Source organism: Pseudomonas sp. AC070 (genome assembly GCF_979258635.1).
In genome coordinates this window covers 2,686,081-2,708,076 of sequence record NZ_OZ409871.1, presented here as the reverse complement: position 1 = coordinate 2,708,076, position 21,996 = coordinate 2,686,081, and the positions used below count along the sequence as shown (strand labels likewise).

The 21,996-nt window shown below is 63.5% G+C and carries 22 protein-coding genes; 17 read left to right on the top strand and 5 right to left on the bottom strand.

Annotated elements, in window-relative coordinates; all coding sequences use genetic code 11:
- Positions 1 to 33 precede the first annotated feature (33 nt).
- Genes ACZZ0Q_RS12100 through ACZZ0Q_RS12070 form a run of 7 tightly spaced genes read left to right on the top strand, consistent with a single transcriptional unit; the run spans position 34 to position 6,380 of the window.
- On the top strand, positions 34 to 489 hold the full coding sequence (locus ACZZ0Q_RS12100) for a DUF6484 domain-containing protein (RefSeq protein WP_463542153.1): 456 nt from the start codon (positions 34 to 36) through the stop codon (positions 487 to 489).
- Between the two features lie 23 nt (positions 490 to 512).
- Positions 513 to 1,625, top strand: coding sequence for a DUF2169 family type VI secretion system accessory protein (locus tag ACZZ0Q_RS12095; protein ID WP_463560608.1), 1,113 nt, complete (start codon positions 513 to 515; stop codon positions 1,623 to 1,625).
- Positions 1,622 to 2,656, top strand: a complete 1,035-nt coding sequence (locus tag ACZZ0Q_RS12090) for a hypothetical protein (protein ID WP_463542154.1) — start codon at positions 1,622 to 1,624, stop codon at positions 2,654 to 2,656. Before ACZZ0Q_RS12095 ends, ACZZ0Q_RS12090 begins: the two co-directional genes overlap by 4 nt.
- Positions 2,656 to 3,747 carry a PAAR-like domain-containing protein gene (locus tag ACZZ0Q_RS12085; protein ID WP_463560606.1) on the top strand — a complete coding sequence of 364 codons (1,092 nt, stop codon included), beginning with the start codon at positions 2,656 to 2,658 and terminating at the stop codon, positions 3,745 to 3,747. Before ACZZ0Q_RS12090 ends, ACZZ0Q_RS12085 begins: the two co-directional genes overlap by 1 nt.
- A 23-nt stretch (positions 3,748 to 3,770) precedes the next feature.
- Complete coding sequence (locus ACZZ0Q_RS12080) at positions 3,771 to 4,691, top strand: hypothetical protein (RefSeq protein WP_463542156.1); 921 nt, start codon at positions 3,771 to 3,773, stop codon at positions 4,689 to 4,691.
- A 50-nt stretch (positions 4,692 to 4,741) separates the two neighbouring features.
- Entirely contained in the window at positions 4,742 to 5,986 is a 1,245-nt protein-coding gene (locus ACZZ0Q_RS12075) for a TIGR02270 family protein (RefSeq protein WP_463542157.1), read from the top strand.
- Positions 5,987 to 6,002: 16 nt separating this feature from the next.
- Positions 6,003 to 6,380 carry a hypothetical protein gene (locus tag ACZZ0Q_RS12070; RefSeq protein ID WP_463382646.1) on the top strand — a complete coding sequence of 126 codons (378 nt, stop codon included), beginning with the start codon at positions 6,003 to 6,005 and terminating at the stop codon, positions 6,378 to 6,380.
- Between the two features lie 250 nt (positions 6,381 to 6,630).
- Here ACZZ0Q_RS12070 and ACZZ0Q_RS12065 read toward each other — a convergent pair whose 3' ends face one another.
- Positions 6,631 to 7,404: an AraC family transcriptional regulator gene (locus tag ACZZ0Q_RS12065; RefSeq protein WP_463542158.1), complete on the bottom strand. Its 774-nt coding sequence runs from the start codon at positions 7,402 to 7,404 to the stop codon at positions 6,631 to 6,633.
- 128 nt (positions 7,405 to 7,532) lie between these two features.
- Between ACZZ0Q_RS12065 and ACZZ0Q_RS12060 the strand changes: the two genes are divergently transcribed.
- Both ACZZ0Q_RS12060 and ACZZ0Q_RS12055 read left to right on the top strand, forming a co-directional pair.
- On the top strand, positions 7,533 to 8,750 hold the full coding sequence (locus tag ACZZ0Q_RS12060; RefSeq protein WP_463542159.1) for an MFS transporter: 1,218 nt from the start codon (positions 7,533 to 7,535) through the stop codon (positions 8,748 to 8,750).
- Between the two features lie 114 nt (positions 8,751 to 8,864).
- Positions 8,865 to 9,800 (top strand): LysR family transcriptional regulator, encoded by a 936-nt coding sequence (locus tag ACZZ0Q_RS12055; RefSeq protein ID WP_463560603.1) that lies wholly within the window; start codon positions 8,865 to 8,867, stop codon positions 9,798 to 9,800.
- Between the two features lie 40 nt (positions 9,801 to 9,840).
- Here the strand turns inward: ACZZ0Q_RS12055 and ACZZ0Q_RS12050 are convergent, their stop codons facing one another.
- Positions 9,841 to 10,275 carry a GlcG/HbpS family heme-binding protein gene (locus ACZZ0Q_RS12050; protein ID WP_463542162.1) on the bottom strand — a complete coding sequence of 145 codons (435 nt, stop codon included), beginning with the start codon at positions 10,273 to 10,275 and terminating at the stop codon, positions 9,841 to 9,843.
- A complete protein-coding gene (locus ACZZ0Q_RS12045; protein ID WP_463542163.1) occupies positions 10,272 to 11,627 on the bottom strand; it encodes a metal-dependent hydrolase family protein in 1,356 nt (451 codons plus the stop codon). Before ACZZ0Q_RS12045 ends, ACZZ0Q_RS12050 begins: the two co-directional genes overlap by 4 nt.
- A 258-nt stretch (positions 11,628 to 11,885) precedes the next feature.
- On the opposite strand from ACZZ0Q_RS12045, the gene ACZZ0Q_RS12040 reads away from it, so the two are divergent.
- From ACZZ0Q_RS12040 to ACZZ0Q_RS12005, 8 genes are all read left to right on the top strand, one after another.
- Positions 11,886 to 12,263 (top strand): nuclear transport factor 2 family protein, encoded by a 378-nt coding sequence (locus ACZZ0Q_RS12040; protein ID WP_463542164.1) that lies wholly within the window; start codon positions 11,886 to 11,888, stop codon positions 12,261 to 12,263.
- A 278-nt stretch (positions 12,264 to 12,541) separates the two neighbouring features.
- A complete protein-coding gene (locus ACZZ0Q_RS12035; RefSeq protein WP_463542165.1) occupies positions 12,542 to 13,333 on the top strand; it encodes an ABC transporter permease in 792 nt (263 codons plus the stop codon).
- Between the two features lie 2 nt (positions 13,334 to 13,335).
- Positions 13,336 to 14,097, top strand: a complete 762-nt coding sequence (locus tag ACZZ0Q_RS12030; protein WP_463542166.1) for an ABC transporter ATP-binding protein — start codon at positions 13,336 to 13,338, stop codon at positions 14,095 to 14,097.
- Complete coding sequence (locus ACZZ0Q_RS12025) at positions 14,094 to 15,290, top strand: acyl-CoA dehydrogenase family protein (RefSeq protein WP_463542167.1); 1,197 nt, start codon at positions 14,094 to 14,096, stop codon at positions 15,288 to 15,290. The genes ACZZ0Q_RS12030 and ACZZ0Q_RS12025 overlap by 4 nt, the downstream gene beginning before the upstream one ends.
- On the top strand, positions 15,287 to 16,246 hold the full coding sequence (locus tag ACZZ0Q_RS12020; RefSeq protein ID WP_463542168.1) for a D-isomer specific 2-hydroxyacid dehydrogenase family protein: 960 nt from the start codon (positions 15,287 to 15,289) through the stop codon (positions 16,244 to 16,246). The genes ACZZ0Q_RS12025 and ACZZ0Q_RS12020 overlap by 4 nt, the downstream gene beginning before the upstream one ends.
- Positions 16,243 to 17,067, top strand: coding sequence for a class II aldolase/adducin family protein (locus tag ACZZ0Q_RS12015; protein ID WP_463542169.1), 825 nt, complete (start codon positions 16,243 to 16,245; stop codon positions 17,065 to 17,067). Before ACZZ0Q_RS12020 ends, ACZZ0Q_RS12015 begins: the two co-directional genes overlap by 4 nt.
- Before the next feature lie 12 nt (positions 17,068 to 17,079).
- Complete coding sequence (locus ACZZ0Q_RS12010) at positions 17,080 to 18,042, top strand: ABC transporter substrate-binding protein (protein WP_463542170.1); 963 nt, start codon at positions 17,080 to 17,082, stop codon at positions 18,040 to 18,042.
- Between the two features lie 3 nt (positions 18,043 to 18,045).
- On the top strand, positions 18,046 to 19,236 hold the full coding sequence (locus tag ACZZ0Q_RS12005) for a dipeptidase (protein WP_463542171.1): 1,191 nt from the start codon (positions 18,046 to 18,048) through the stop codon (positions 19,234 to 19,236).
- Between the two features lie 700 nt (positions 19,237 to 19,936).
- Here the strand turns inward: ACZZ0Q_RS12005 and ACZZ0Q_RS12000 are convergent.
- Together ACZZ0Q_RS12000 and ACZZ0Q_RS11995 are read right to left on the bottom strand one after the other, a co-directional pair.
- Complete coding sequence (locus ACZZ0Q_RS12000) at positions 19,937 to 21,319, bottom strand: heavy metal sensor histidine kinase (RefSeq protein ID WP_463560601.1); 1,383 nt, start codon at positions 21,317 to 21,319, stop codon at positions 19,937 to 19,939.
- Entirely contained in the window at positions 21,309 to 21,989 is a 681-nt protein-coding gene (locus tag ACZZ0Q_RS11995; protein WP_122496378.1) for a heavy metal response regulator transcription factor, read from the bottom strand. The genes ACZZ0Q_RS12000 and ACZZ0Q_RS11995 overlap by 11 nt, the downstream gene beginning before the upstream one ends.
- Positions 21,990 to 21,996: the final 7 nt, after the last annotated feature.

Below are 21,996 nucleotides of genomic sequence, written 5' to 3'. Positions count from 1 at the left end.
TAACCCCGGCCGCCCAACGGAAGAGAAACCAGCATGAGTGTTCAGCACTTCACCCCGGCAAGCGCCGCTGCCACCCGACTGGATGGCGTGGTGATCGGCGTATTGCTCGACGTGCCACAAACCGCCTCGCCGGTGGTGGCGTTTCCCGGTTGCCCTTCGGAAACCGGCATCGCCGCCACCACCACCACGCAGCTGAGCCGCGAGGATATCGGCACCCAGGTGGCGCTGATGTTTGTCGGCGGCGACCCCAGCCAGCCGCTGGTGATCGGCCGTATTCAGCGCTTGGCGCCGGTAGAAAAACCGGTAGCCGTGGCGCATCTGGACGGCGAGCGCCTGGAGTTTTGCGCCGAGAAGGAAATCGTGCTGCGCTGCGGCAAAGCCAGCATCACCTTGACCCGCGAAGGCAAAGTGATCGTGCGCGGCACGTACCTGTCCAGCCGTTCCACGGGCGTGAACCGCATCAAAGGCGGTTCGGTGCAAATCAACTGATTCACTGAAGCAAGAAGCCCTTCATGGAACTGCTTAACGCGACCGGTCTGGTTGCTGCCTACACCCAAGGCCTGGCCCCGGACGGACGTGAGTCGCTGGTGGTGATCGCCAAAGGCACCTTCACCTTGCCCCTCGACGGCCGCGAAGCGACGTTGGCGGCGGTGCAGCGTCCGCTGCTGATGGCCGATGAATACGTGGGCGAACCGGGGCTCTCGGCGCCGCTGCGGGAAATGGACTTTGCCCCGATCAAACCCTTCTGCGACGTGCTGGTTCACGGCAAAGCCTATGCCCCCGAAGGCCGCCCGGTGAGCCAGTTGACCGCCGGCATTCGTGTCGGCCGCGTGAGCAAAGCCTTCACTGTGTACGGCCCGCGCCAATGGCAACCTGGCCTGATCGGCGCCGGTGCCGGCGTGGCGCAACCCTTCACCGAACAAACCATCGACTACGCCCACGCCTTTGGCGGCAGCGTGCCGGTGGCCGACAACCCCGAACTGCGCGACAGCTACCCGGCCAACACCTGCGGCCGTGGCTGGTTCCCCAAAGGCACCAGCACGGCGGACATCGTCGGTATGCCCATGCCCGCCACGGAAATGCTCGGCCAACCGGTCGACAGCCCCCACGGCGACTTCACCCCCATGGCGCTCGGTCCCATTGGACGCAGCTGGCCGCCGCGCATCGGCTACGCCGGCACCTACGACGACGCCTGGCTGGCCGATCACTTTCCCTTTCTGCCGCCGGACTTCGACAACCGCTACTACCAGGCCGCGCCGCCCGACCAGCAAACCGAATACCTCAAAGGCGGCGAAGACGTACTGCTGCTGTGCCTCACCCGCCAGGAACGCGCCGGTTTCAAAGTGCCGACGATGCAAGTGCCGGTGACGTTTTTCTTGAAGAAGGGCGGGCATGAGACGGTGCAGGCGGTGATTGATACGTTGGTGATTGATACCGATGCGGGGGTGGTGGAGGTGACGTGGCGCATCAGTCGCCTGCTGAAAAAAAACATGTTTGAGATTGAGCAGGTTCTGGTGGGCGAACGGTCTGCCGCGTGGTGGCGTGCCCGCGCGATGGGCAAGGATTTCTACCCCTCCTTGGCGGCGCTTGACACCGCCAACCGCCAGGTGGAGCAAGACCAATGAGTGTGTTCAGCATTCTCGGTGCGGGCATGGTCAGCGCAGTGGGGCTGGACGCTCCCAGCAGTTGTGCGGCGATTCGTTGCGCCATCGACAACTTTCAGGAAACCCGTTTTATGGACAGCGGCGGCGAGTGGTTGCTCGGCGCCAGCGTGCCGCTGGAACAGCCTTGGCGTGGTCGCGAAAAACTGGTGCACATGGCCAGTCGCGCCATTGCCGAAGCGCTTGACGCACTACCGGGTATTAACCCGCAGCAGGTGCCGTTGCTGTTGGGCGTTGCCGAACTGGAGCGCCCCGGTCGCCTGGCCGGCCTGGATGTCAGCCTGATTGCCGATATCGAACAGCAACTGGGCGTGCGCTTTCACGCGGCTTCCAACGTGATCGCCCGGGGCCGCGTGAGTGGCGGCGTGGCACTTCTCAACGCGCGCAAATTGCTGGCCAGCGAACATGCTCACGTGCTCGTGGCAGGCGTTGACTCGTTCTTGTCTGCGCCCGTGCTGGCCGCCTACGAACAACGTGAACGATTGCTGTGCAGTAAAAACTCCAACGGCTTTATTCCCGGCGAAGCGGGCGCCGCGGTATTGCTTGGCGGCCCGGTTGCCGGCGACTTGCCGCAACTCACCTGTGTGGGCCTTGGCTTTGGCATCGAAAAATCCACCATCGACGCCGAGGACATTCCCCTGCGTGCCGATGGCCTCACCCAGGCCGTGCGCAGCGCCCTGCTGGAGGCGGGTTGCGGCCTCGAAGCCATGGATTACCGGCTAACCGACATTTCCGGCGAGCAGTATTACTTCAAGGAAGCTTCGTTGGCCTTGAGCCGGAACCTGCGGGTGCGCAAAGCCTTCTTCCATCTTTGGCACCCGGCGGACTGCATCGGCGAAACCGGCGCCGCTATTGGCCCGGCCATGCTGGCCGTGGCGCTGGCGGCCAGTCGCAAGGGCTACGGCGACGGTCCGAATATTTTCTGCCACTTGGGCAACGATGCCGGCGAGCGTGCCGTGGCCTTGCTCAGCTACCAAATTGTGAGGGCGGCCTGATGGCTAACCAGGTATTCGCCAACAACATGGAAGTGTCATGCAAGTCGGCGGCGGGCAAGTCCATTGCCTGTTTTCCCGATGTTTGCTTTACGCCGCCCCAGGCACCGCCAACGCCGATGGGCGTGCCGATTCCATACCCCAACACGGGTATGTCGAAAGACACGGCCAACGGCACGCGCACGGTAAAAATCACCGGCAAGGAAGTGATGCTCAAGGACCAGAGCTACTTCAAAACCAGTTATGGCGACGAGGCCGGATGTGCGCCGAAGAAAGGCGTAATCACCAGCCGCAACAAGGGCAAGGTGTACTTCACCTCGTGGTCGATGAACGTCAAGTTCGAATCAAAAAACGTGGTGCGGCACATGGACCTCACCACCCACAACCACGCCTCCAAACCGGGCAACACGCCGCCCTGGATTCACACCGACGAAATGGCCACGGCCGTGATCAAGGACTGCGAAAAGGACGTCGAGAAGGCTAGCAATCAATGCGAAAAGCGCGGCCTGAAAACCCGGCAGGCGCAGTGCGATGACCCCGCCTGCAGCAAGGCAAAAAAATGCCTGCTGGTGAGCTACAAGCAAGGCAGTCGCAAGGGCAAGGGCGCCACGGCCGGTTGCTGCGAAGGCGAGCAGCCGCACCACTTGGTGGAGTCGCACGGCCTGTGCAACGAAGGCGAGCGCGGCACGGCGCTGGATAAATTCAAAGGCTATGAAACCGACGATGCCCCGTGCGTATGCGCGCAAGGCAGTCGCTGGACCAAAGAACACGGCGCATTCCACGCACTGGTCGGGCAGAAGGAAAACGCCGCAGTGGCCAAAGCGCCGCCGGCCAAGAAGGACTACGCCTGGAACTACACCGACGCGAAGGCGGCTGGCGTCGGCGCGCACAAGAAGATTTACCCTGACTCCGGTTGCTCGGACAAATGCCTGAACGCGCAGATCGATGCCTATCACAAGCCTAAAGGCGTGACCGCGCGGAGCACCTTGCGCACCGGCACCCAGGGCTTGCAGCCGTGGCAGAAGGAAAGCAGCGGTAAGGTTATCGCCAGCATGAACAGTCAAATGGGTGCAGCGGCATCCGGCGGCTTCTGATATCGATACGGTGGAAATTCAACATGGTTGCGCCAAAAAGTTTTGCCTGGAGTTTTGTCGACGTTGCAGTGTTCGACGCCAATCGGGTGTGTCTGGCCGCAGGCCATGACGAGTCGTTAGCCAAGAATGTACCGGTGAGTTTGGTGACCCGCTGGGCGGGGTCGTGGAGCAGCAAGGCATTCGATTTTTTCGCCGTCAGTCTGTGCATCGTCACGCACCCGGAGCGATCGGTAATCGTGGTGGGTAACGAAGGCACGGTGGTGCGCTGGGATGCCCAGGATTTCTCAGAGGAGCAGATCGACACCAGCGCCGAAGGCCCCGAAGCGCGGGGCAACCTGCGTGAGGTCAGCACCATCGGCAAGCGCGCGTATGCCGTGGGTATGGGGCGAATGGTGTATCGCTGCGATGGTAAGGCGCAGTGGAGCCGCATCGACCAGGGCGTGCGCGCGGATGTCGACGCCGAGCCAGACGCCGGCTTCAACTCCATCGCCGGCTTCGACGAAGGCGAAATGTACGCCGTCGGTTGGAACGGCGAAATCTGGGGCTACGACGCCAAACGCTGGAGCCGCTATGAAAGCCCGTCCAATCTGGCGTTGCAAAAAGTAGTCTGCGGCGGCGATGGCGTGGTGTATGCCGTCGGTCAGCGCGGCCTGATCGTGCGCGGACGTGGCACCCAGTGGGACGTGGTGGAACACGAGGTGACCATTGAGGATTTCTGGGGCGCGGCCTGGTTCCAAGGCAAGCTCTACCTCTCAAGCGCCAACGGCATTTACACCCTCGATGGCGACACCGTGAGCGTGGTGAACACTGGCAAACAGAAGAAGTCCCGTGCTGACTGTTTCTACCGCTTGAGCGCGGTGGAAGATTGCATCTGGTCGGCCGGCGAAAAAATGCTTCTGCGGTCCAACGATGGCGTGGTGTGGGAAGAGCTCCCGTACAGCTAACAGCGCGGCACGTTTAAACGCGTTCACCTAACGATCCGGATGTCACCGAATTGAGCAAGCCCGTTAACGAAGTACTGGATCAACACGCCGAAGAAGCCAGCTTCCTCGCCATGCTGCGCGACCACGCCGTGGGCGCGCCGAACTACGACCTCGCGCACCTGACCACGCTCGACAACCGCATCGAAGCGCACCTTGATGGCCTGCAGATCGCCGGTCTCAAAGGCCTGAACGTTCTGCTCGAGCAACTGAACCCCAACGCCAACGGCGAAGTGTTCGCCGCCACGGTGTTGGCGTTTCAGATGAACAACAGCGCGGCGCTGTCGACGTTGGGCGAGCACATTCGCACCAGCGAGGAGGGCCAGCGTTACTTTGCCGCCGCGCTCGGCTGGCTGGACTGGCCGGCGATTCAGCCGTGGGTGGAGCGCCTGTTGACCTCGCCCGAACCGCTGTTCCGGCGTCTGGGCTTGGCCGCCTGTGGTTTGCACCGTCAAGACCCCGGCCCGGCGTTGCTTTCGGCCCTTGGCAACAGCGACCCCAGCGTACTGGCCGCTGCCGCGCGCACGGCAGGCGAGCTGCGGCGTCGCGATCTGATGCAGCCGATTCGCCTGCACCGTTTGCATGCCGACGACGCCGTGCGCTTCTGGAGCAACTGGGCCACCGCGCAAATGGGCGACGAAGAAGCGCTGCCGATTCTTCAACAATTTGCCGAGCAGCCAGGCCGCTATCAGGAGCGCGCCTTGCACGTGCTGCTGGCCTGGCAAGCGCGGGAAACCAGCATGGCCTGGATTCGGCGCATGACCCAGAACCCCGCGCAGCGCCGGATTGCCATCAAAGCCACCGGCCTATTCGGCGACCCGGTCGCACTGCCGTGGCTGGTGCAACAGATGCACGACGTGCCCATGGCGCGAGCGGCCGGCGAAGCGTTCAGCCAGATCACCGGCGCCGACCTTGCCGAGCTTGATTTGGAACTGCGCCATTCGCCCGACTACGACGCCGGCCCGAACGACGACCCCAACGACCCGAACGTCGCCCTGGATCCCGACGAAAATCTGCCCTGGCCCGACGCCGGGCTGATCAGCGCCTGGCTGGAACAGAACGCGGGCGCGTTGCACAACGGCACGCCGTATGTGCTCGGCGAACCCTTTAGCGAAGCAGCGTGCCGGCGCGTGTTGAACAGCGGCAACCAGCGCCAGCGGCACGTGGCGGCCTGCTTGCTGGCGCGCTATGTACCGACCCTGGCGATTTTTCCCATTACGGCTCCAGCGCGTCGGCAGCGTCGCGCGCTAGGCGCCTGACTTCAGAGGATTTCACATGGAATGTTTTGAACACCCGGGCGCCCCGGGCGTGGGCCTCTGCCGAGGCTGTGGCAAGGGCGTGTGTCGCGCGTGCGCCGTGGTGCTGCCCAAAGGCTTGGCGTGCTCGCCAGCGTGCGAAGTGGAAGTGGCGGAAGTCACCGAAATGAACGAACGCGGCAAACGCATTTACGGCATTGGCCAGTACAAAACCAACCAGTTGGCGAGTGGGGTGCTGGTGTGGCTGTTGCTGAGCGGGGCGATGGTGTCGATGTCTGGCTACTTCTTTTTTGCCCGCGGCCGGATTGACTACGTGACTAGCACGATGGCGGTTTTGTTTTTGCTGATTACGTACATCACGTATCGCGGGAGTAAGCGGACCGGGATTAATTGTTGAGGAGTTTCGTTACTGGCCGAGATTCTGGATCCCGAATCGTCGGACCGCCGCGTGCGCGAGGATGACGGTGCTTTCTTCGGGGATAGGCGCTTAGCTCTAGGGCCAGGTTATGTCTTCGAACGTAGCCAAAACCTCCGTCATCCTCGCGCACGCGGGGATCCAGAATGCTGCGGCGACCATCGTAACTGGCCACAAGCGCGGTTCCTGGCCCGTCGCCTCAGCGCCCACACACACAACCGCCGCCCACGCCCTACTTAAAAAACTGACTCGGCGTAACCCCAAACTGCTTTTTAAACATGGTCGCAAACGCGCTAGGGCTCTCATAACCCAACGCACCCGCCACTTCGATGATTTTCTCGCCCACGGCGATGCGTTCCAGCGCTTGCATCAGCCGCGCTTGTTGGCGCCATTGGCCGAAGGTCATGCCGGTGCTTTTCTGGAACAACCGCTGGATGGTTTTTTCGTCCAGGTGCAGGCGCGCGCTCCAGTCGGCCAGGGTGGCGGTGTGGCCGGGGTTTTCTTGCAGGGCCTGGCAGATGGCGCCAAGACGCGGGTCGGTGGGCTGCGGCAGATGCAGGGGCAGGGTGGGCAGAATTTTCAGCTCGTCGAGTATCAGGTTCATCACCCGCGCTTCGCGCGAATTGTTGGCGTACGGCTCGGCAATGCCAATGGCGGTCTGGATCAATTCGCTCAGCAGCGGCGAAATGCTCACGGCGCGGGTCTCGGTAGGCAGGTCTAGCGAGTCGTCGGGGTGCACGAACACGCTGCGCATTTTCAGCGGGCCGATGCAGCGGATGGCGTGCTCATGCCCGCACGGCATCCAGATGCCGCGACTCGGCGGCACGGTCCATTGGTGCATCGCCGCGTGCACCACCATCACGCCTTGAATGGCGTAAATCAGCTGGTGCTTGTTGTGGCAGTGGGGCGCGATTTGCCAGTCGGCCGGGTAGTCGGTGGCACTGGTGCTCACGCGCCAGGCGGCGGCATCGATTTCTTCCAGCAACTGCGGCAAGGGTCTGATCATGTTGTCCGTTTTGCGATAGGTGTTGTCTGCATCACGCGAGACAGGCGCTTTTAAGGGCCCGTAGCATAGCGTCGACCCCTGAAATTACCAGCGCATGTGTCTGCGCTGGCTTGTCTGGAAGCTGCCCTATGTCCACCAGTGCCACTGCTTCACCGTCCTTAGCCAGTACCGTCACTCAGCAGGCCAGCCCGCTGGTGATGCGCGTCATCGGCGCCTGCGCCCTGGCGCATTTGATCAATGACCTGATCCAGGCTGTGCTGCCCTCGATTTACCCGATGCTCAAGGCCAACTATGGCCTGACCTTCGCCCAGGTCGGCCTGATCACCCTGACGTTCCAACTGACCGCCTCGCTGCTGCAACCCTGGGTCGGTTACCACACTGATCGCCACCCGAAACCGTGGCTGTTACCGGTGGGCTCGCTGTGCACGCTGGTGGGTATTTTGCTGCTGGCCTTTGTCGGCAGTTTTCCCGCGATTCTGCTGGCTTCGGGGCTGGTGGGCATCGGCTCGTCGACCTTTCACCCGGAAGCCTCGCGCATCGCCCGGCTGGCCTCGGGCGGGCGCTATGGCCTGGCGCAGTCCACCTTCCAAGTGGGCGGCAACGCGGGCAGTGCGTTCGGTCCGTTGTTGGCGGCGGCCATCGTGATTCCGTACGGGCAAGGCCATGTCGCCTGGTTCGGTTTATTCGCCACCTTTGCCATTGCCGTGCTTTACGGCCTGAGTCGCTGGTACCGCAATCACCTCACGCTGTTCAAGCTCAAACAAGGCAGCGTGGCGACCCATGGTTTGTCGAAACAGCGGGTGATTGCCGCCTTGGTGGTGTTGGCCATGCTGGTGTTTTCCAAGTACTTCTACATGAGCAGCCTGACCAGTTACTTCACGTTTTTTCTGATCGAGAAGTTCGACGTTTCGGTCACCAGCTCGCAGCTCTACCTGTTCCTGTTTCTCGGTGCGGTGGCAGCCGGAACGTTTTTCGGCGGACCGATTGGCGACAAGATCGGCCGCAAGAAAGTGATCTGGTTTTCCATCCTCGGCGCCGCGCCGTTCACCTTGGCGCTGCCCTACGTCGACCTGTTCTGGACCGGCGTACTGAGCATGATCATCGGCTTTATTCTGGCCTCGGCATTCTCGGCCATCGTGGTGTACGCCCAGGAACTGGTGCCCGGAAATGTCGGCATGATTGCCGGCGTGTTCTTCGGGCTGATGTTTGGCTTCGGCGGAATCGGCGGCGCGTTGCTGGGCTACCTGGCCGATATCCACGGCATCGAATATGTGTTCCGCATGTGCGCGTTCTTGCCGCTGCTGGGCATTCTCACTGTGCTGCTGCCATCGACCAAGGGCGTGTAAAACCGCGCCCCGGACAGGCATAAGCCGCCGCGATACCTGCCAGCGCGATCGCCGATTGGTGTGGCCGGGCGAGCTGAATTAGGGTCGGCTACCGCCCTTGTGTGAGCCGCACCGATGCGTTTTCGTCGCCTCGATCTCAATCTGTTGATTGCCCTGGATGCCTTGCTCAGCGAATGCAGCGTGACCCGTGCGGCCGAGCGTTTGTGTTTGGGGCAATCGGCCACCAGTTCGGCGCTCGGGCGGCTGCGTGAGCACTTCAACGACCCGCTGCTGGTGCAGGTTGGCCGAACATTGCAGCCCACCACGCTGGGTTTGGCGCTGCTGCCGAAAGTGCGCGCGGCGCTGGCCCTGACGCGCGAGATTATCGATGCCCCGGTGCGCTTCGAACCGGCGCAATGTGAGCGGCGTTTTACCGTGGTGGCATCCGACTATGTGGCCGCCGTGCTGATGCCGGCGGTGAGTCGCGAATTGGCGCGCGTCGCGCCGGGGGTGCGCCTGACCGTGCGTGATCTACCGCTGCCGCGCGATGGCGACGTGGTCAGTGAGGCGCTGGATTATCGCCGCAGCGATTGCGCCATTGTGCCCCAGCGCCGACTTAACCCGGCGTACCCGCAGCAGCCGCTGCTGACCGACGAATTGTGCTGCCTGGTGAGCGCCCAGCAGAGCGCGTATGCCGACGGCATCAGCTTGGCCGCGTACTGCGAGGCGGAGCATGTGGTGCGTGAGTTTGCGGACGGTCGTCACCTGGCGCTGGATGCGGCGCATCTGGAAGAACTTGGCATCAGTCGCCACGTGGCAGTAGCGGTGGAAAGCTTCGCCCTGATGCCGGACTTTATCGTCGGCACGGCGCGAGTGGCGACGCTGTTCCGGCGCCAGGCCGCGTTGTTTGCCAGCCGCCATCCGCTGCGCGTGGTGCCAGCGCCGTTGGCGTTTCCGGTGGCGACGCAGGTGGTGCAATGGCATCCGTATCAGGATGCGGATCCGGCGTTGAGTTGGTTTCGTTCGGTGTTGGTGGAGCAGGCGGGGAGTCTGAACGCAGTCTGCGTTTAGTCCCCTCGCCCCAGCGGGGAGAGGGTTAGGGTGAGGGGAGCTAGTCCCCGCAATCCGCCTGCAATCCCGCCGCCGCAATCGCCAGCAGCGCACAGCGTTCGTCGTTATCCGAGGTGTCGCCACTCACGCCAATGGCGCCCAACACCGCGCCACCTGCCGAGCGAATCAACACGCCGCCCGCCACCGGAATCACTTCTCCTCCGGTCAGGCTGTTGATGGCATCGAAAAACGCCGGCATCGCTTGCGCCCGACGAGCCAGTTCGCGCCCGCCAAAGCCCATGCCTAAGCAGCCGCGCGCTTTGCCGTTGGCAATCTGTGGCCGCAGAAAACTCGCGCCTTCATCGCGCACCACGGCCAGCGGGTGACCGGCCTGATCGAGAACAGCAGCGGCCATGGGTTTCAGGCCCAAATCACGGGCTGCTTGCACGGTGGCGCTGGCCAGTTGCGCGGCGACAGTAAAGGTCAGTGCGGTCATGCGCCTGCGCTCCATTTGCCCAGTTGTGCGACGCGGTCGCGGGTATAGAGGTCGGTCCATTTCAGTGAATTGAAGTCCGACACTTGCTTGGGGTTGTACGGCGCGCGGTCGAGGCGCACCGGTTGGCCGGCTTTGTACACGGCCTTCAGGGCACTGCGGTTTTGCAGCAGGCGGATGTCTTCCAGCGGCGAGCCGTCGAGCAACAGGAAATCGGCCTGTTTGCCCACCTCCAACGTGCCCAGGGTATCGCCCCGTGGCATGCAGCGCGCGCCGACGTTCGTCGCAGCGTAAAGCGCTTCGGCCGGGGTGAAACCGAGGCGGGTCACCAGCAGTTCCAGCTCGCGTGCATGCCATTCGCCATAGGGCGTCACCGCAAAGCCGCTGTCGCTGCCGCAGGCGAACGGAATGCCGGCGGCTTTGGCGCGTTTGAGCACCTGGCTGCCCACTTCCAGGGTGCGCGCGCAGTAGGCGGCGTAGCCGGTGGTGATCGCCGGGTCGTGGGGTTGGCAGAAGTCCACGGTGTTCTGTGGAAAGGTCATGGTCGGCGCCAAAATGCTGCCCGCTTCGAGCAGCGCTTCGATGCAGGCGTCGTCCATGTAGAAGGCGTGAAACACCAAGTCGACCCCGGCCTTGGCGGCGTACATCACCGCTTCGCGACCATAGGCGTGGGTCGCCACTTTGCAGCCGAGGCGGTGGGCTTCGTCGACCATCTCTTTGGTTTCATCAGCGGTAAAGGCGGCGATGATTTCGCCGTTGGGGCGGCGATGGGTGCCGTCCATGGCGATTTTGATCAGGTCGACGCCGTCTTTGGCCTGCTTGCGCACTTCGGCCACCGCCTCGCTGCGGCTGGTCACCAGGCGCGCGGTGAAATATTCGGGTGCACCGACGCGGCTGGGAAACCAGTCGTTAAGGCTCTGCCGGTTGGTAATCACCCGGCTGCTGGCGGCAATGCGCGGACCGTCGAACAGCCCGGCGGCGATGCTGTTGCGCACCGCGATGCTCAACTGACCGCTATCGCCGGGGCAGACCATGCTGGTGACGCCGGCCGCCAACACATGCTGCGCGAAAAACATGCCGCGCAGGGCGCGGAATTCGTCGCTGGTCCAGATATCAATGTCTTCCTCGCTCTGTGCATTACCAAAGGCCAGATGGGTGTGCACATCCACCAGGCCGGGCATCACAAAGTGGTCGCCGGCATCCACTACCTGAGCGCCAGGCGCGGGAAGCGGTGCGCTGCTGCGCGGGCCGACGTAACTCAGCACGCCGTTCTCCACCACCAGCGTTTGCTGCTGGCGGGTGGCGAGGCTGGTGCCGTCGAACAGGGTTTGGCAGTGCAGGTGCAAGGTGCTCATAGCGGTGACATCGCTGTAATGGGAAGTGTGCAGGCAGGCTGCCGAGCGCGGCGGCGGGGCACCAACAGATTGCGTCGATGGCCAGGTATTGACCGCTTCAATACCCGGCGCAGCCCTTACCCGGCCTGGGTTGCAGGGCAAGCGACGGGCGCGGGCGGCAGGCAGTGAGAGTGGCGATGGCAGCCATCGTGATCGACGATTTTTTAGCGCCCGGCGCGGCGCCTAAGGTGCGCGCTCTCAACCCATAGGAGCGTCGCCATGAACATTCATCAACACTTGCTGGAACTAGAACAGGCGCGCAGCCGTGCGCTGGTAGAAGAAGACCACGCCCGCGTGGCTGAGCTGTTCGCCGACGACTTGGTGTACGTGCACACCACTGGCCTGGTGCAAGGCAAAGCCGAGTACCTGACCTACGCGAAGACAGCGGTGCAGTACCTGGCCATCGAACGCGGTGAGTTACAGATTCGCTTCTACGGCGAAGGCGTGGCGGTGATGACCGGACCGCAATGCAACACGCTGCAAAAGCGCGGAGGTGATCAGCCGCTTCGCGGCGAAGGGTTTGCCACCCAGGTGTGGACGCTTGGGGCGCAGGGGTGGCAGATCAGCTCGTTTCAGGCCACGCGGTTGCCGGCTTGAAGGCAAAAAGCATCGCGGCTAATCGGAATGCCGCCCAGCCGCTCCCACAGGTAATCGCCGCACCTGTAGGAGCGGCTTTAGCCGCGATGGCTGCGCCCCCAATCCATCATGGTTAAACGCGATCAATATGCTCGCTGCGCATATCCAAAAACGAAGGTAATGCGCCATCTACATATTAGTTTAGAACCAAATCGAATTTCCCGCTCATTTCTTATGTAGTTAGCATGGCCCCACCTGAAGGCCGAAACGCCTTCATTTGCTGATTTCAGGGAGATGTCATGTCGCTGCGTTCACTCGCTCGCTGGCCGATGGTGCGCAATGTGGCGGCGCGGTTGGTCAGTCCGTTGCTGTTGTTGTTGCTGTGGGAAGTGGCGTCACAAACCGGTGTGTTGCCGACGCGCGTTATCGCCGCGCCCAGTGTTATCGGCGGCACCTTGTGGCAGTTGCTGGCGAGCGGTGAATTGGCTGGGCATTTGTGGGTGTCGTTGGGGCGTGCGCTTAGCGGCCTGGCGATTGGCGTGAGCGTGGGCACTACGTTGGCGCTGGTGGCGGGTCTTTCGCGCGGGGGTGAGTTGGCCATCGACTCGCCCATGCAGATGCTGCGCACCCTGCCGTTCCTAGCCATCGTGCCGCTGTTTATCTTGTGGTTCGGGGTGGGCGAAACGCCAAAGATCGCGCTCATCGCCCTGGGCACCACCTTTCCCATTTACCTCACCTTGTTTGCCGGCATCCGTGGCCTTGATCCGAAGCTGATCGAAGCGGCCACGCTGTTCGGCCTCAACCGTCGCGAGCGCGTGTGGCATGTGATTTTGCCGGGCGCCTTGCCTTCGTTTTTTGTCGGCCTGCGTTATGCCTTCGGCATCAGTTGGCTGGGGTTGGTGGTGGTCGAGCAAATCAACGCCACGGCCGGCATCGGCTACCTGGTCAACGATGCCCGCGACTTTATGCGCACCGACGTCATCGTCATCTGCCTGCTGGTGTACAGCGTGCTGGGTCTGGGCATCGATGCCCTGGTGCGCGGGCTCGAACGTTTCACCCTGGCCTGGCGGCCGACATTCATTGGGAGTTGAACATGCCTCGCGGTGGCTCTTTTTCTGCGGTGTCGGTGCGCCAGGCGGTTCGCCAATTTGGCCCGCAGCGCATTCTTGATGGCCTGGATCTGGAGATCGGTGCCGGCCAGTTCGTGGCGCTGCTGGGGCGCAGTGGCTCGGGCAAAACCACCTTGCTGCGCGCCCTGGCCGGTTTGGATCAGATCGACAGCGGCCAACTGCAAGTGCCCGACGCCCGTGCGGCGGTGTTTCAGGAGCCGCGCCTGATGCCGTGGAAGCGCGCCTGGCGCAATGTCAGCCTCGGCTTGCGCGGGCCAGAGCCGCGTGAAAGGGCGCTGGCGGCGATGGCGGAAGTGGGTTTGCAGCATCGTTTGCACGCCTGGCCCGGCACCTTGTCGGGCGGCGAGGCGCAGCGTGTGGCTCTGGCCCGGGCTTTGGTGCGTGAGCCGAAATTGTTGCTGCTCGACGAACCCTTCGCCGCCCTCGATGCGCTCACCCGTTTGCGCATGCAGCAGTTGGTGCTGGAACTGTGGCGCAAACACGAACCGGCGGTGCTGCTGGTGACCCACGACGTCGACGAAGCCGTGCTGCTGGCCGACCGCGTGTTGGTGTTGGACCACGGCCGCATTGTTGATGACCTGGCGATCACCCAGCCGCGCCCACGGGAAATTGCCACGCGCTCGTTGCAGGACATTCGCCGCCATCTGCTCACCTTGCTCGGTGTCGAGTCCGCGCCGGCGGTGGCGCCCAGCCATTCTTTCTACCTGACCGGAACGCACCGATGACCCTGACTGCCCAGCCCGCCATCGCCGTGGACACTCGGCCCGATTTGGACAGCCCGGCCTTCGCCCGGCTGCTCGACACCCTGACCATCGAGTTCGCCGCCAGCGCCGGCCACTACGACCGCCACAGCGAATTTCCGCACGCCAATCTGCAGCGCTTGCACCAGCACCAGTTGCTCGCCCTGACCGTGCCGCGCGAGCTGGGCGGCAGCGGCGCCACGTTGGCCCAGGCGCGGCGCGTAATCAGCGCCGTGGCCAAGGGCGAACCCTCCACCGCCTTGGTGCTGGTGATGCAATACCTGCAACACACGCGTCTGCAAAAGAACCTGGCCTGGCCCGAATACCTGCGCCTGCGTGTGGCGCGCGAGGCAGTCGAAGAGGGCGCGCTGATCAACGCCCTGCGCGTGGAACCCGAACTCGGCACGCCGGCACGCGGCGGCTTGCCCGCCACGTTGGCCAAGCGGGTGCCCGAAGGCTGGCGCCTGAACGGGCGGAAAATTTATTCCACCGGCATTCCCGGTTTGACCTGGCTGTCGGTGTGGGCGCGCAGCGATCACAGCGTGCCGCGCGTGGGCACCTGGCTGGTGCACCGCGACACCCCGGGCATTCGCATCGAACAAACCTGGGACCACCTCGGCATGCGCGCCACCGGCAGCCACGACGTGATTTTTGACAATGTGCTCGTGCCCTTCGACCATGCCGTCGACGTGCAGCCGGCCGACGTGCCGCGCCCCTCGGAACTCGACCCTTCGGGCGTGTTGTGGCTGGCGGTGTTGCTGTCGAGCATCTACGACGGCGTGGCGCAGGCAGCCCGCGACTGGCTGGTGGGCTGGCTGCGCGAGCGCACGCCGGCCAACCTCGGCGCACCGCTGGCCAGCTTGCCGCGCTTTCAGGAATTGGTCGGCCGTATCGATGCGCTGCTGTTGTCCAACCGCGTGCTGCTCGATGCCGCCGCCGATGGGCGCGTGCCGGCCAGTGAGGCCACGCAAATCAAATACCTGGTCACGCACCAAGCGATTAAAGCGGTGGAACTGGGCATCGAGGCCATCGGCAATCCGGCATTGGCGCGCGGCAATCCCTTGGAACGCCATTACCGCGACGTGCTGTGCAGCCGCATTCACACCCCACAAGACGACGCCATTCTCGGCGCCGCCGGCCGCGCGGCGTTTGCCCATGCCGCCGAGGCGCTGGCATGAGCACGCTGCGCATTGCCAGCCAGTTGGACGTGGCGTTTAACGCGCAGTTGCGGCGCGCACTGCCGGATGCCGAGGTGCTGGATTGGCCGCGCGGAGTATTTGCCGGCTTGCCGGCCGACGTGCAGGTAATGCTCGCCGCGCCGCAGCCAAAATTGCTCAGCGCCGAAGAACCGGTCGGCTGGCCCTATGGGTTGCAATTCATCCAACTGGTGACCTCGGGCATCGACTTTTTCCCGCCGTGGCTGCTGGAGCGCGTGCCGGTTGCCAGCGCGCGTGGCGCCACTGCTGAAGCCATCGCCGAATTCGCTTTGGCCAGCGTGCTGGCCGCCGCCAAGCAGTTGCCGGCGCTGTGGATCAACGACGCCAGCCAGTGGCAGCAACGTCCGTTGGCGTCGGTCAGCGGCAGCACGTTGGGGCTATTCGGCTTTGGCAGCATTGCTCGCAGCACCGCGCACAAAGCCCTGGCGCTGGGCATGAACGTGGTCGCCTTGCGTGGCTCGGCCACGCCATTCGACCTGCCGGGTATTCAGCCTGCGCGGGACATTCACGACCTGTTCGCCCGCGCCGATCACCTATTGCTCGCCGCGCCTGCCACGGCACACACCTACCAAGTGGTCAACCGCGCCGTACTCGCCTCAGCCAAGCCCGGCCTGCACCTGATCAACGTGGCGCGCGGCAGCCTGATCGATCAGCACGCCCTGCGCGAGGCGCTGGATGCCGGGCAGATTGGCCTGGCCAGCCTCGACGTCACCGACCCCGAGCCGCTGCCCGACGGTCACTGGCTGTACCGCCACGCGCGGGTACGGTTATCGCCGCACACCTCGGCGAACTCGCCGCAGGTTTACCTCAATATCGCCGCGCTGCTGGCGCGCAACGTTCAACGGTGGCGCGCCGGCGAAGCCTTGGAAAACGCCGTGCTCGTAACCCACCCGTCGCCTGAAGGAGTTCCCGTATGAGTGCCCAACCGCCCGGTCTGCCCAGACCGTCTGCCTATGGTTTGCAGCGTGAAGGCCACACCGTTTTCCGCTGGCAGCACCCACCGCAACAGGCCACCTATGCAGCGGAACGGCGCGTGCGCCGCGAGCGGTTGGCGGCGGGTTTTCGGCTGTTTGCGCGGCATGGCTTCGACATGGGCGGCGCTGGGCATATCACCGTGCGCGACCCGGAGTTTCCTGAGCATTTCTGGGTAAACCCGGTGGGCGTCTACTTCGGTCATATCCGCGTCAGCGACCTGCTGTTGGTAAACCCGGAGGGCGACATTATCGAAGGCGACGGCTCGCTGAATCTGGCGGCGTTCGCCATACACGCCGCCCTGCACAAGGCGCGCCCCGACGTGGTGGCCGCCGCGCACGCCCATTCGCTGTACGGCAAAGCCTGGTCGAGCCTGGGCCGTTTGCTCGACCCGCTGACCCAGGACGCCTGCGCCTTTTACGAAAAGCACGCGCTGTTCGACAACTTCAGCGGCGTGGTGCTGGAAGAAAGCGAAGGCGCGCGCATTGCCGCCACGTTGGGCGCGGACAACGTCGCGCTGATTCTGCAAAACCACGGTTTGCTTACCGTCGGCGAAACCGTGGAGGCCGCCGTTTGGCGTTTTATCGCCCTGGAAAACGCCGCCCACAGCCAACTGCTGGCCGAAGCCGCCGGCACGCCGAAACCGATTCCCGCCGCCGTCGCGCGCCACACCGCAGGCCAAGTGGGCACCGAGTTCGGCAGCTGGTTTGCCCTGCAATCGCACTGGGACCGACTGGTGCGCGAAGAACCCGATTTCCTCGAGTGAAGGACCACCGTTATGAACCGTCGTGAATTTATCCAGCGCTCAGCCGTCGCCGGGCTGGCCGCCGCTTTACCGTGGCGCCTGGCCCACAGCGCGGCGCCCTGGGAAGGCGCCAGTCTGCACGTGGCCACCTACAAAGGCGCGGCGCCGACCTTCTTCGCCGAGGCGGGCATCGAGACGCCACCGTACCCGGTGAAATACGCCGAATTTACCGGCGGCAATCTGGCCTTCGAAGCGTTGGTCAGCGGCACCCTCGACATCGCCCCAATGAGCGAAATTCCGCCCATTTTCGGCATCAAAAACCAGGCGCCGGTGAAGTTGATTGCGGTGCTGACGGGCGACGTCAACAACCAGGCGATCATCGTGCCCAAGGGTTCGAACATCGAAAACCTTAGCGACCTGCGCGGCAAACGCATCGGCTACATCCGCTCCACCACTTCGCATTTTCTGCTGCTCAAAGCCCTGAAAGAGCAGGGCCTGAGCTTCGCCGACATCACGCCCATGGCGCTGACCCCGCAAGACGGTTTCGCCGCGTTTCAAAACGGCAACCTTGATGCGTGGGTGACGTACGGCTACTTCATCCAACTGGCCGAACTGCGCAGCGGCGCGCGGGTGTTGCGCACGGGGCAGGGCTATTTGTCGGGCAACTACGTGATTGCCGCCAACGCCAACACCATCGCCGACCCGAAAAAACACGCCGCCATCACCGACTACATCCTGCGTGAATACCGCACCTGGCAATGGATTCAACACAACCCCGATGCGTGGGCGGCAAAGAGCGAGAAGATTCTCGGCATTCCCAAAGACGTGTTTCTCGCCCAGTTCAAAGCCCAAAGCGGCCCGCGCGTGTTGCAGCCGGTCGACGATGCGGCCGTGCGCTCGCAGCAGGAAGTGGCCGATGTGTTCTACCGGGCCGGCGTGCTGCCTAAGGCCCTGGACGTGTCGACGCTGTGGGATCGCAGCTTTCGTTGGGGTTGAGCCATGAGACGAACCACCGTGGCGTTGCTTCTGGCGCTGGCGGCAAGTGCCCCGGCGTCGGCTGAGGAACCGTTGCAGCAGCGCTTGCTGATACTCGACAGCCACCTCGACACACCCATGCAACTGGCGCGGCCCGGCTGGGACATCAGCCAGCGTCACCGCTACGCGGACGACCTCTCGCAAGTCGACCTGCCGCGTATGCGTGATGGCGGCCTGGACGGTGGCTTCTGGGCCATCTTCACCCCGCAGGGCCCGCTCACCGACGAGGGTCGCACGCTGGCCAGCGAACATGGCCTGGCCGTGCTCACGCGCATTCGCGACATGATCGCCAGCTACCCGAACGACTTCGAACTGGCCCTGACCGCCGCCGACGCCATACGCATTGCCGGGCAGGGCAAGCGCGTGGTGTTTATCAGCATGGAAAACGCCGAACCGCTGGCCGCCGACCCCACGCGCCTGGTCACCTACCACCGCCTGGGCTTGCGCATGCTCGGCCTGGTACATGCCGCCAACAACACCTTCGCCGACTCCGCCACCGCCTTGCCGCACTGGCACGGCCTGAGCTCCGACGGTAAAGCGCTGGTCGCCGAAGCCAACCGCTTGGGCATCGTGCTCGATGTTTCCCACGCCTCGGACACCACCTTCGACCAAGTACTGGCCCTGAGCCGCGCGCCGATCATTGCCTCGCACTCCGGCAGCCGCGTGATCGCCGCCAGCCCCCGCAACCTCGACGACAACCGCCTGCGCCGACTGGCCGCCGCCGGTGGCGTGGTAGGCATCAACAGCTTCCCCAACGACCTCATCACCCGCCGCCCCAACCCCATGCGCGACAAAGCCCTGAGCCCGCTCTACCGCGAATTTCGCAACGCCGCCGCGCTGAGTCCCGAACGCGTCGCCGACCTGGCCGAACGCATTCGCCAAGCCGATGCCGCGTATCCGCAACAGCAAGCCAGCTTTGACGACTTCACCCGTCATCTGCTGCATGTACTGGCCGTGGTTGGGCCCGAGCACGTAGCCATCGGCGCCGACTGGGATGGCGGCGGTGGGGTGGTGGGGATGGAAGATGTGAGTCAGTTGGGGCGCGTTACTGAACGGCTGTTGCAGGCCGGGTATGGGGAAGGGGACTTGGTCAATATTTATGGCGGGAATTTATTGCGGTTGGTGGGGGCGGTGCAGCGGGTGGGTGAGCAATGAAGTGGATGCCGGGCGAGAAGTGTTTCCAGCAATCGCGGCTAAAGCCGCGATGTTTTTGACCTACCGCTTTTGATCTGGCTTGTGATCTACCGCTTTTGATCTGCTTGTGATCTACCCGCCCCATTCATCGCAGGCCGAGTGGAGTCGACGTGTAGGGGGTTGAGCGGCAGGGAGCCGCGAGAGGCGTGTCGGGCCAAGGATGGCCCGTCTCGCCGTGCCCCCGGAGCGGCGACGGAGGGAGGGGACCTGGAGCGCAGCGGAAGGCCAAGGTAGGGGCAAGACTTTTTGGTTTCTTTTGTGGCGACTGACAAAAGAAACTCGCGCGTAAGGCGCGAAACAAAACGCTCAGCACACGCGGTAATGAACACCGCCGCACTTCACAACGGTGTACGGCTTGAAACTCTGGATCCCGAATTGTCGGACCACCGCCTGCGCGAGGATGACGGAGGTTTGGACAACTATTGCGTTGGGCTTCGCCGTGTACGGCGCATGCGGTAATGAATACCGCCGCCCGTGCCATGTGCATACGGCTCAAGATTCTGGATCCCGAATTGTCGGACCACCGCCTACGCGAGGATGACGGAGGTTTGGGCGACGGGCGTGCTACGACCGGAAATTTTGGACCGAATCGTCGGACCACCGCCTGCGCGAGGATGACGGAGGTTTCGGGGAGATAGCCACCGCTACCAACCTGCCAGCCTCACGCTGGCAGATACATCCCAAACGTATTCACCCCATCCCGACTGTCCACAAACACCTCCCCCCCATGCATCAACGCAATCGCCTTAACGATCGCCAACCCCAACCCATGATTCGCACCACTGTTCGAACGCGCCGCATCCACCCGATAAAACCGCTCAAACAACCTCGGCAAATGCTCGCCCACAATCACCTCGCCCGGATTGGCCACGCCGATGCTCACCCGTTGCCCCTGCCGATCAATAAACACATTGATCGTCTGCCCCGCGGCGGTGTGCTGCACGGCATTGTTGAGCAGGTTGATCAGCGCGCGCAGGAAATGGGCGCGTTCGATCAGCACCTCGGCGTCGCCATGCACCTGCACGTCGACGCCGGCGTCTTCGAGTATGAAGTCCAGGTAATCCACCGCCGTCGCCACTTCCGCGGCCAGCGAGGTGGTGGTCAGTTGCGTGGCTTTGTCGCCCTGGTCGGCGCGGGCAAGGAACAGCATGTCGTTGATGATCGAGCGCAGGCGTTCGAGTTCTTCGAGGTTGGATTGCAGCACTTCAAAATAATGCTCCGCCGAGCGACCACGGGTGAGGGCGACTTGGGTCTGGCCGATCAGGTTGGTCAGCGGCGAGCGCAGTTCATGGGCGACGTCGGCGTTGAACGATTCCAGGCGGGTATAGGCCTGTTCGACACGGCCCAAGGTGGTGTTGAACGCGCTGGCGAATTGCTGCAGTTCGGGCGGCAGGGATGACAGTTGCAAGCGGCCCGACAACCTCGGCGGGGTGAGTTTTTCCGCTTCCGCTGAGAGTTTGATCAGCGGCCGCAAACCGACCCGCGCCACCCAATAACCCAGCGCCGACGCGAGCAGCACGCCGGCCACGGCGAGGCTGATCAGTGCAATCAGCAAGTGATGCTGGGTTTGCCAGAAGGTTTCGGTGTCAATGGCGATCAAAAAGCGCAGGGGCGGGCGGCCGTCTTTGGCTTCGAATTGGCTGACCAGCACTTTCTGCGGGTAAGCGCGGTCGTCGGTGACCAGCTCGCGAATGCCCAGCGGGCCCGCGGCAAATTCGCGGATCGCTTTCGTCGGCGCGCCGAATTCAAAGGCCGGGTTGCCGCTTACGACCCAGAAGCGGATGCGTTTGTCTTCTTCGCTGAGCAGGGTGAGTTTGTTGGTAATTTTCAGCCAGTGCTCCGGCGTGCCGAAACGGTCCACGGCGGATTCGAGCACGCTGTAGCGCGCGTCCAGTTCAGCGTCGGGAAGCATGCTCATGCCTTTGTCGACCTGCTGGTACAACGCGCCGCCAATGAGCAAAAACACCAGCAGCGCGACCAGGGTAAACAGCGCGCTCATGCGCAAGGCAATGGAACGGCTCAGCGGCGTGGCTTCACTCGCCATGACGGCTCTCCAGCACATAGCCCATGCCACGAATGGTGTGCAGCAACTTGCCGGCGAACGGGCCGTCGAGTTTGGCGCGCAGGCGTTTGATTGCCACTTCCACCACGTTGGCGTCGCTGTCGAAATTCACGTCCCAGACCATTTCGGCTAGCGCGGTTTTCGACAGAATTTCGCCTTGGTGGCGGGCCAGCGCGCTGAGCAACGAGAACTCTTTGGCGGTGAGGTCCAGCCGCTGGCCGGCGCGGGTGGCTTTGCGGCTGATGAGGTCGACGGCCAGATCAGCGATGCTGATTTGCACCGGCTCATGGTTGGCGCCGCTGCGCCGGGTCAGGGCTTGCAGGCGGGCGACTAGTTCGAGAAAGGAGAACGGCTTGCCCAGGTAATCGTCGGCGCCTTCACGCAGGCCGCGAATGCGGTCTTCCACCCGCTCGCGGGCGGTGAGCATGATCACCGGGGTTTGTTTGCGCGCGCGCAACGCACGCAGCACGCCGAAGCCGTCGAGGCCGGGCAGCATGACGTCGAGCACGATCACGGCGTAATCGTTCTCCAGCGCCAGGTGCAAGCCGTCGATACCGTCGCGGGCCACGTCCACGGTGTAGCCCTGTTCGGTGAGGCCACGGTGTAGGTAGTCGGCGGTTTTTTCTTCGTCTTCGATAATCAGAATGCGCATGGTCGGG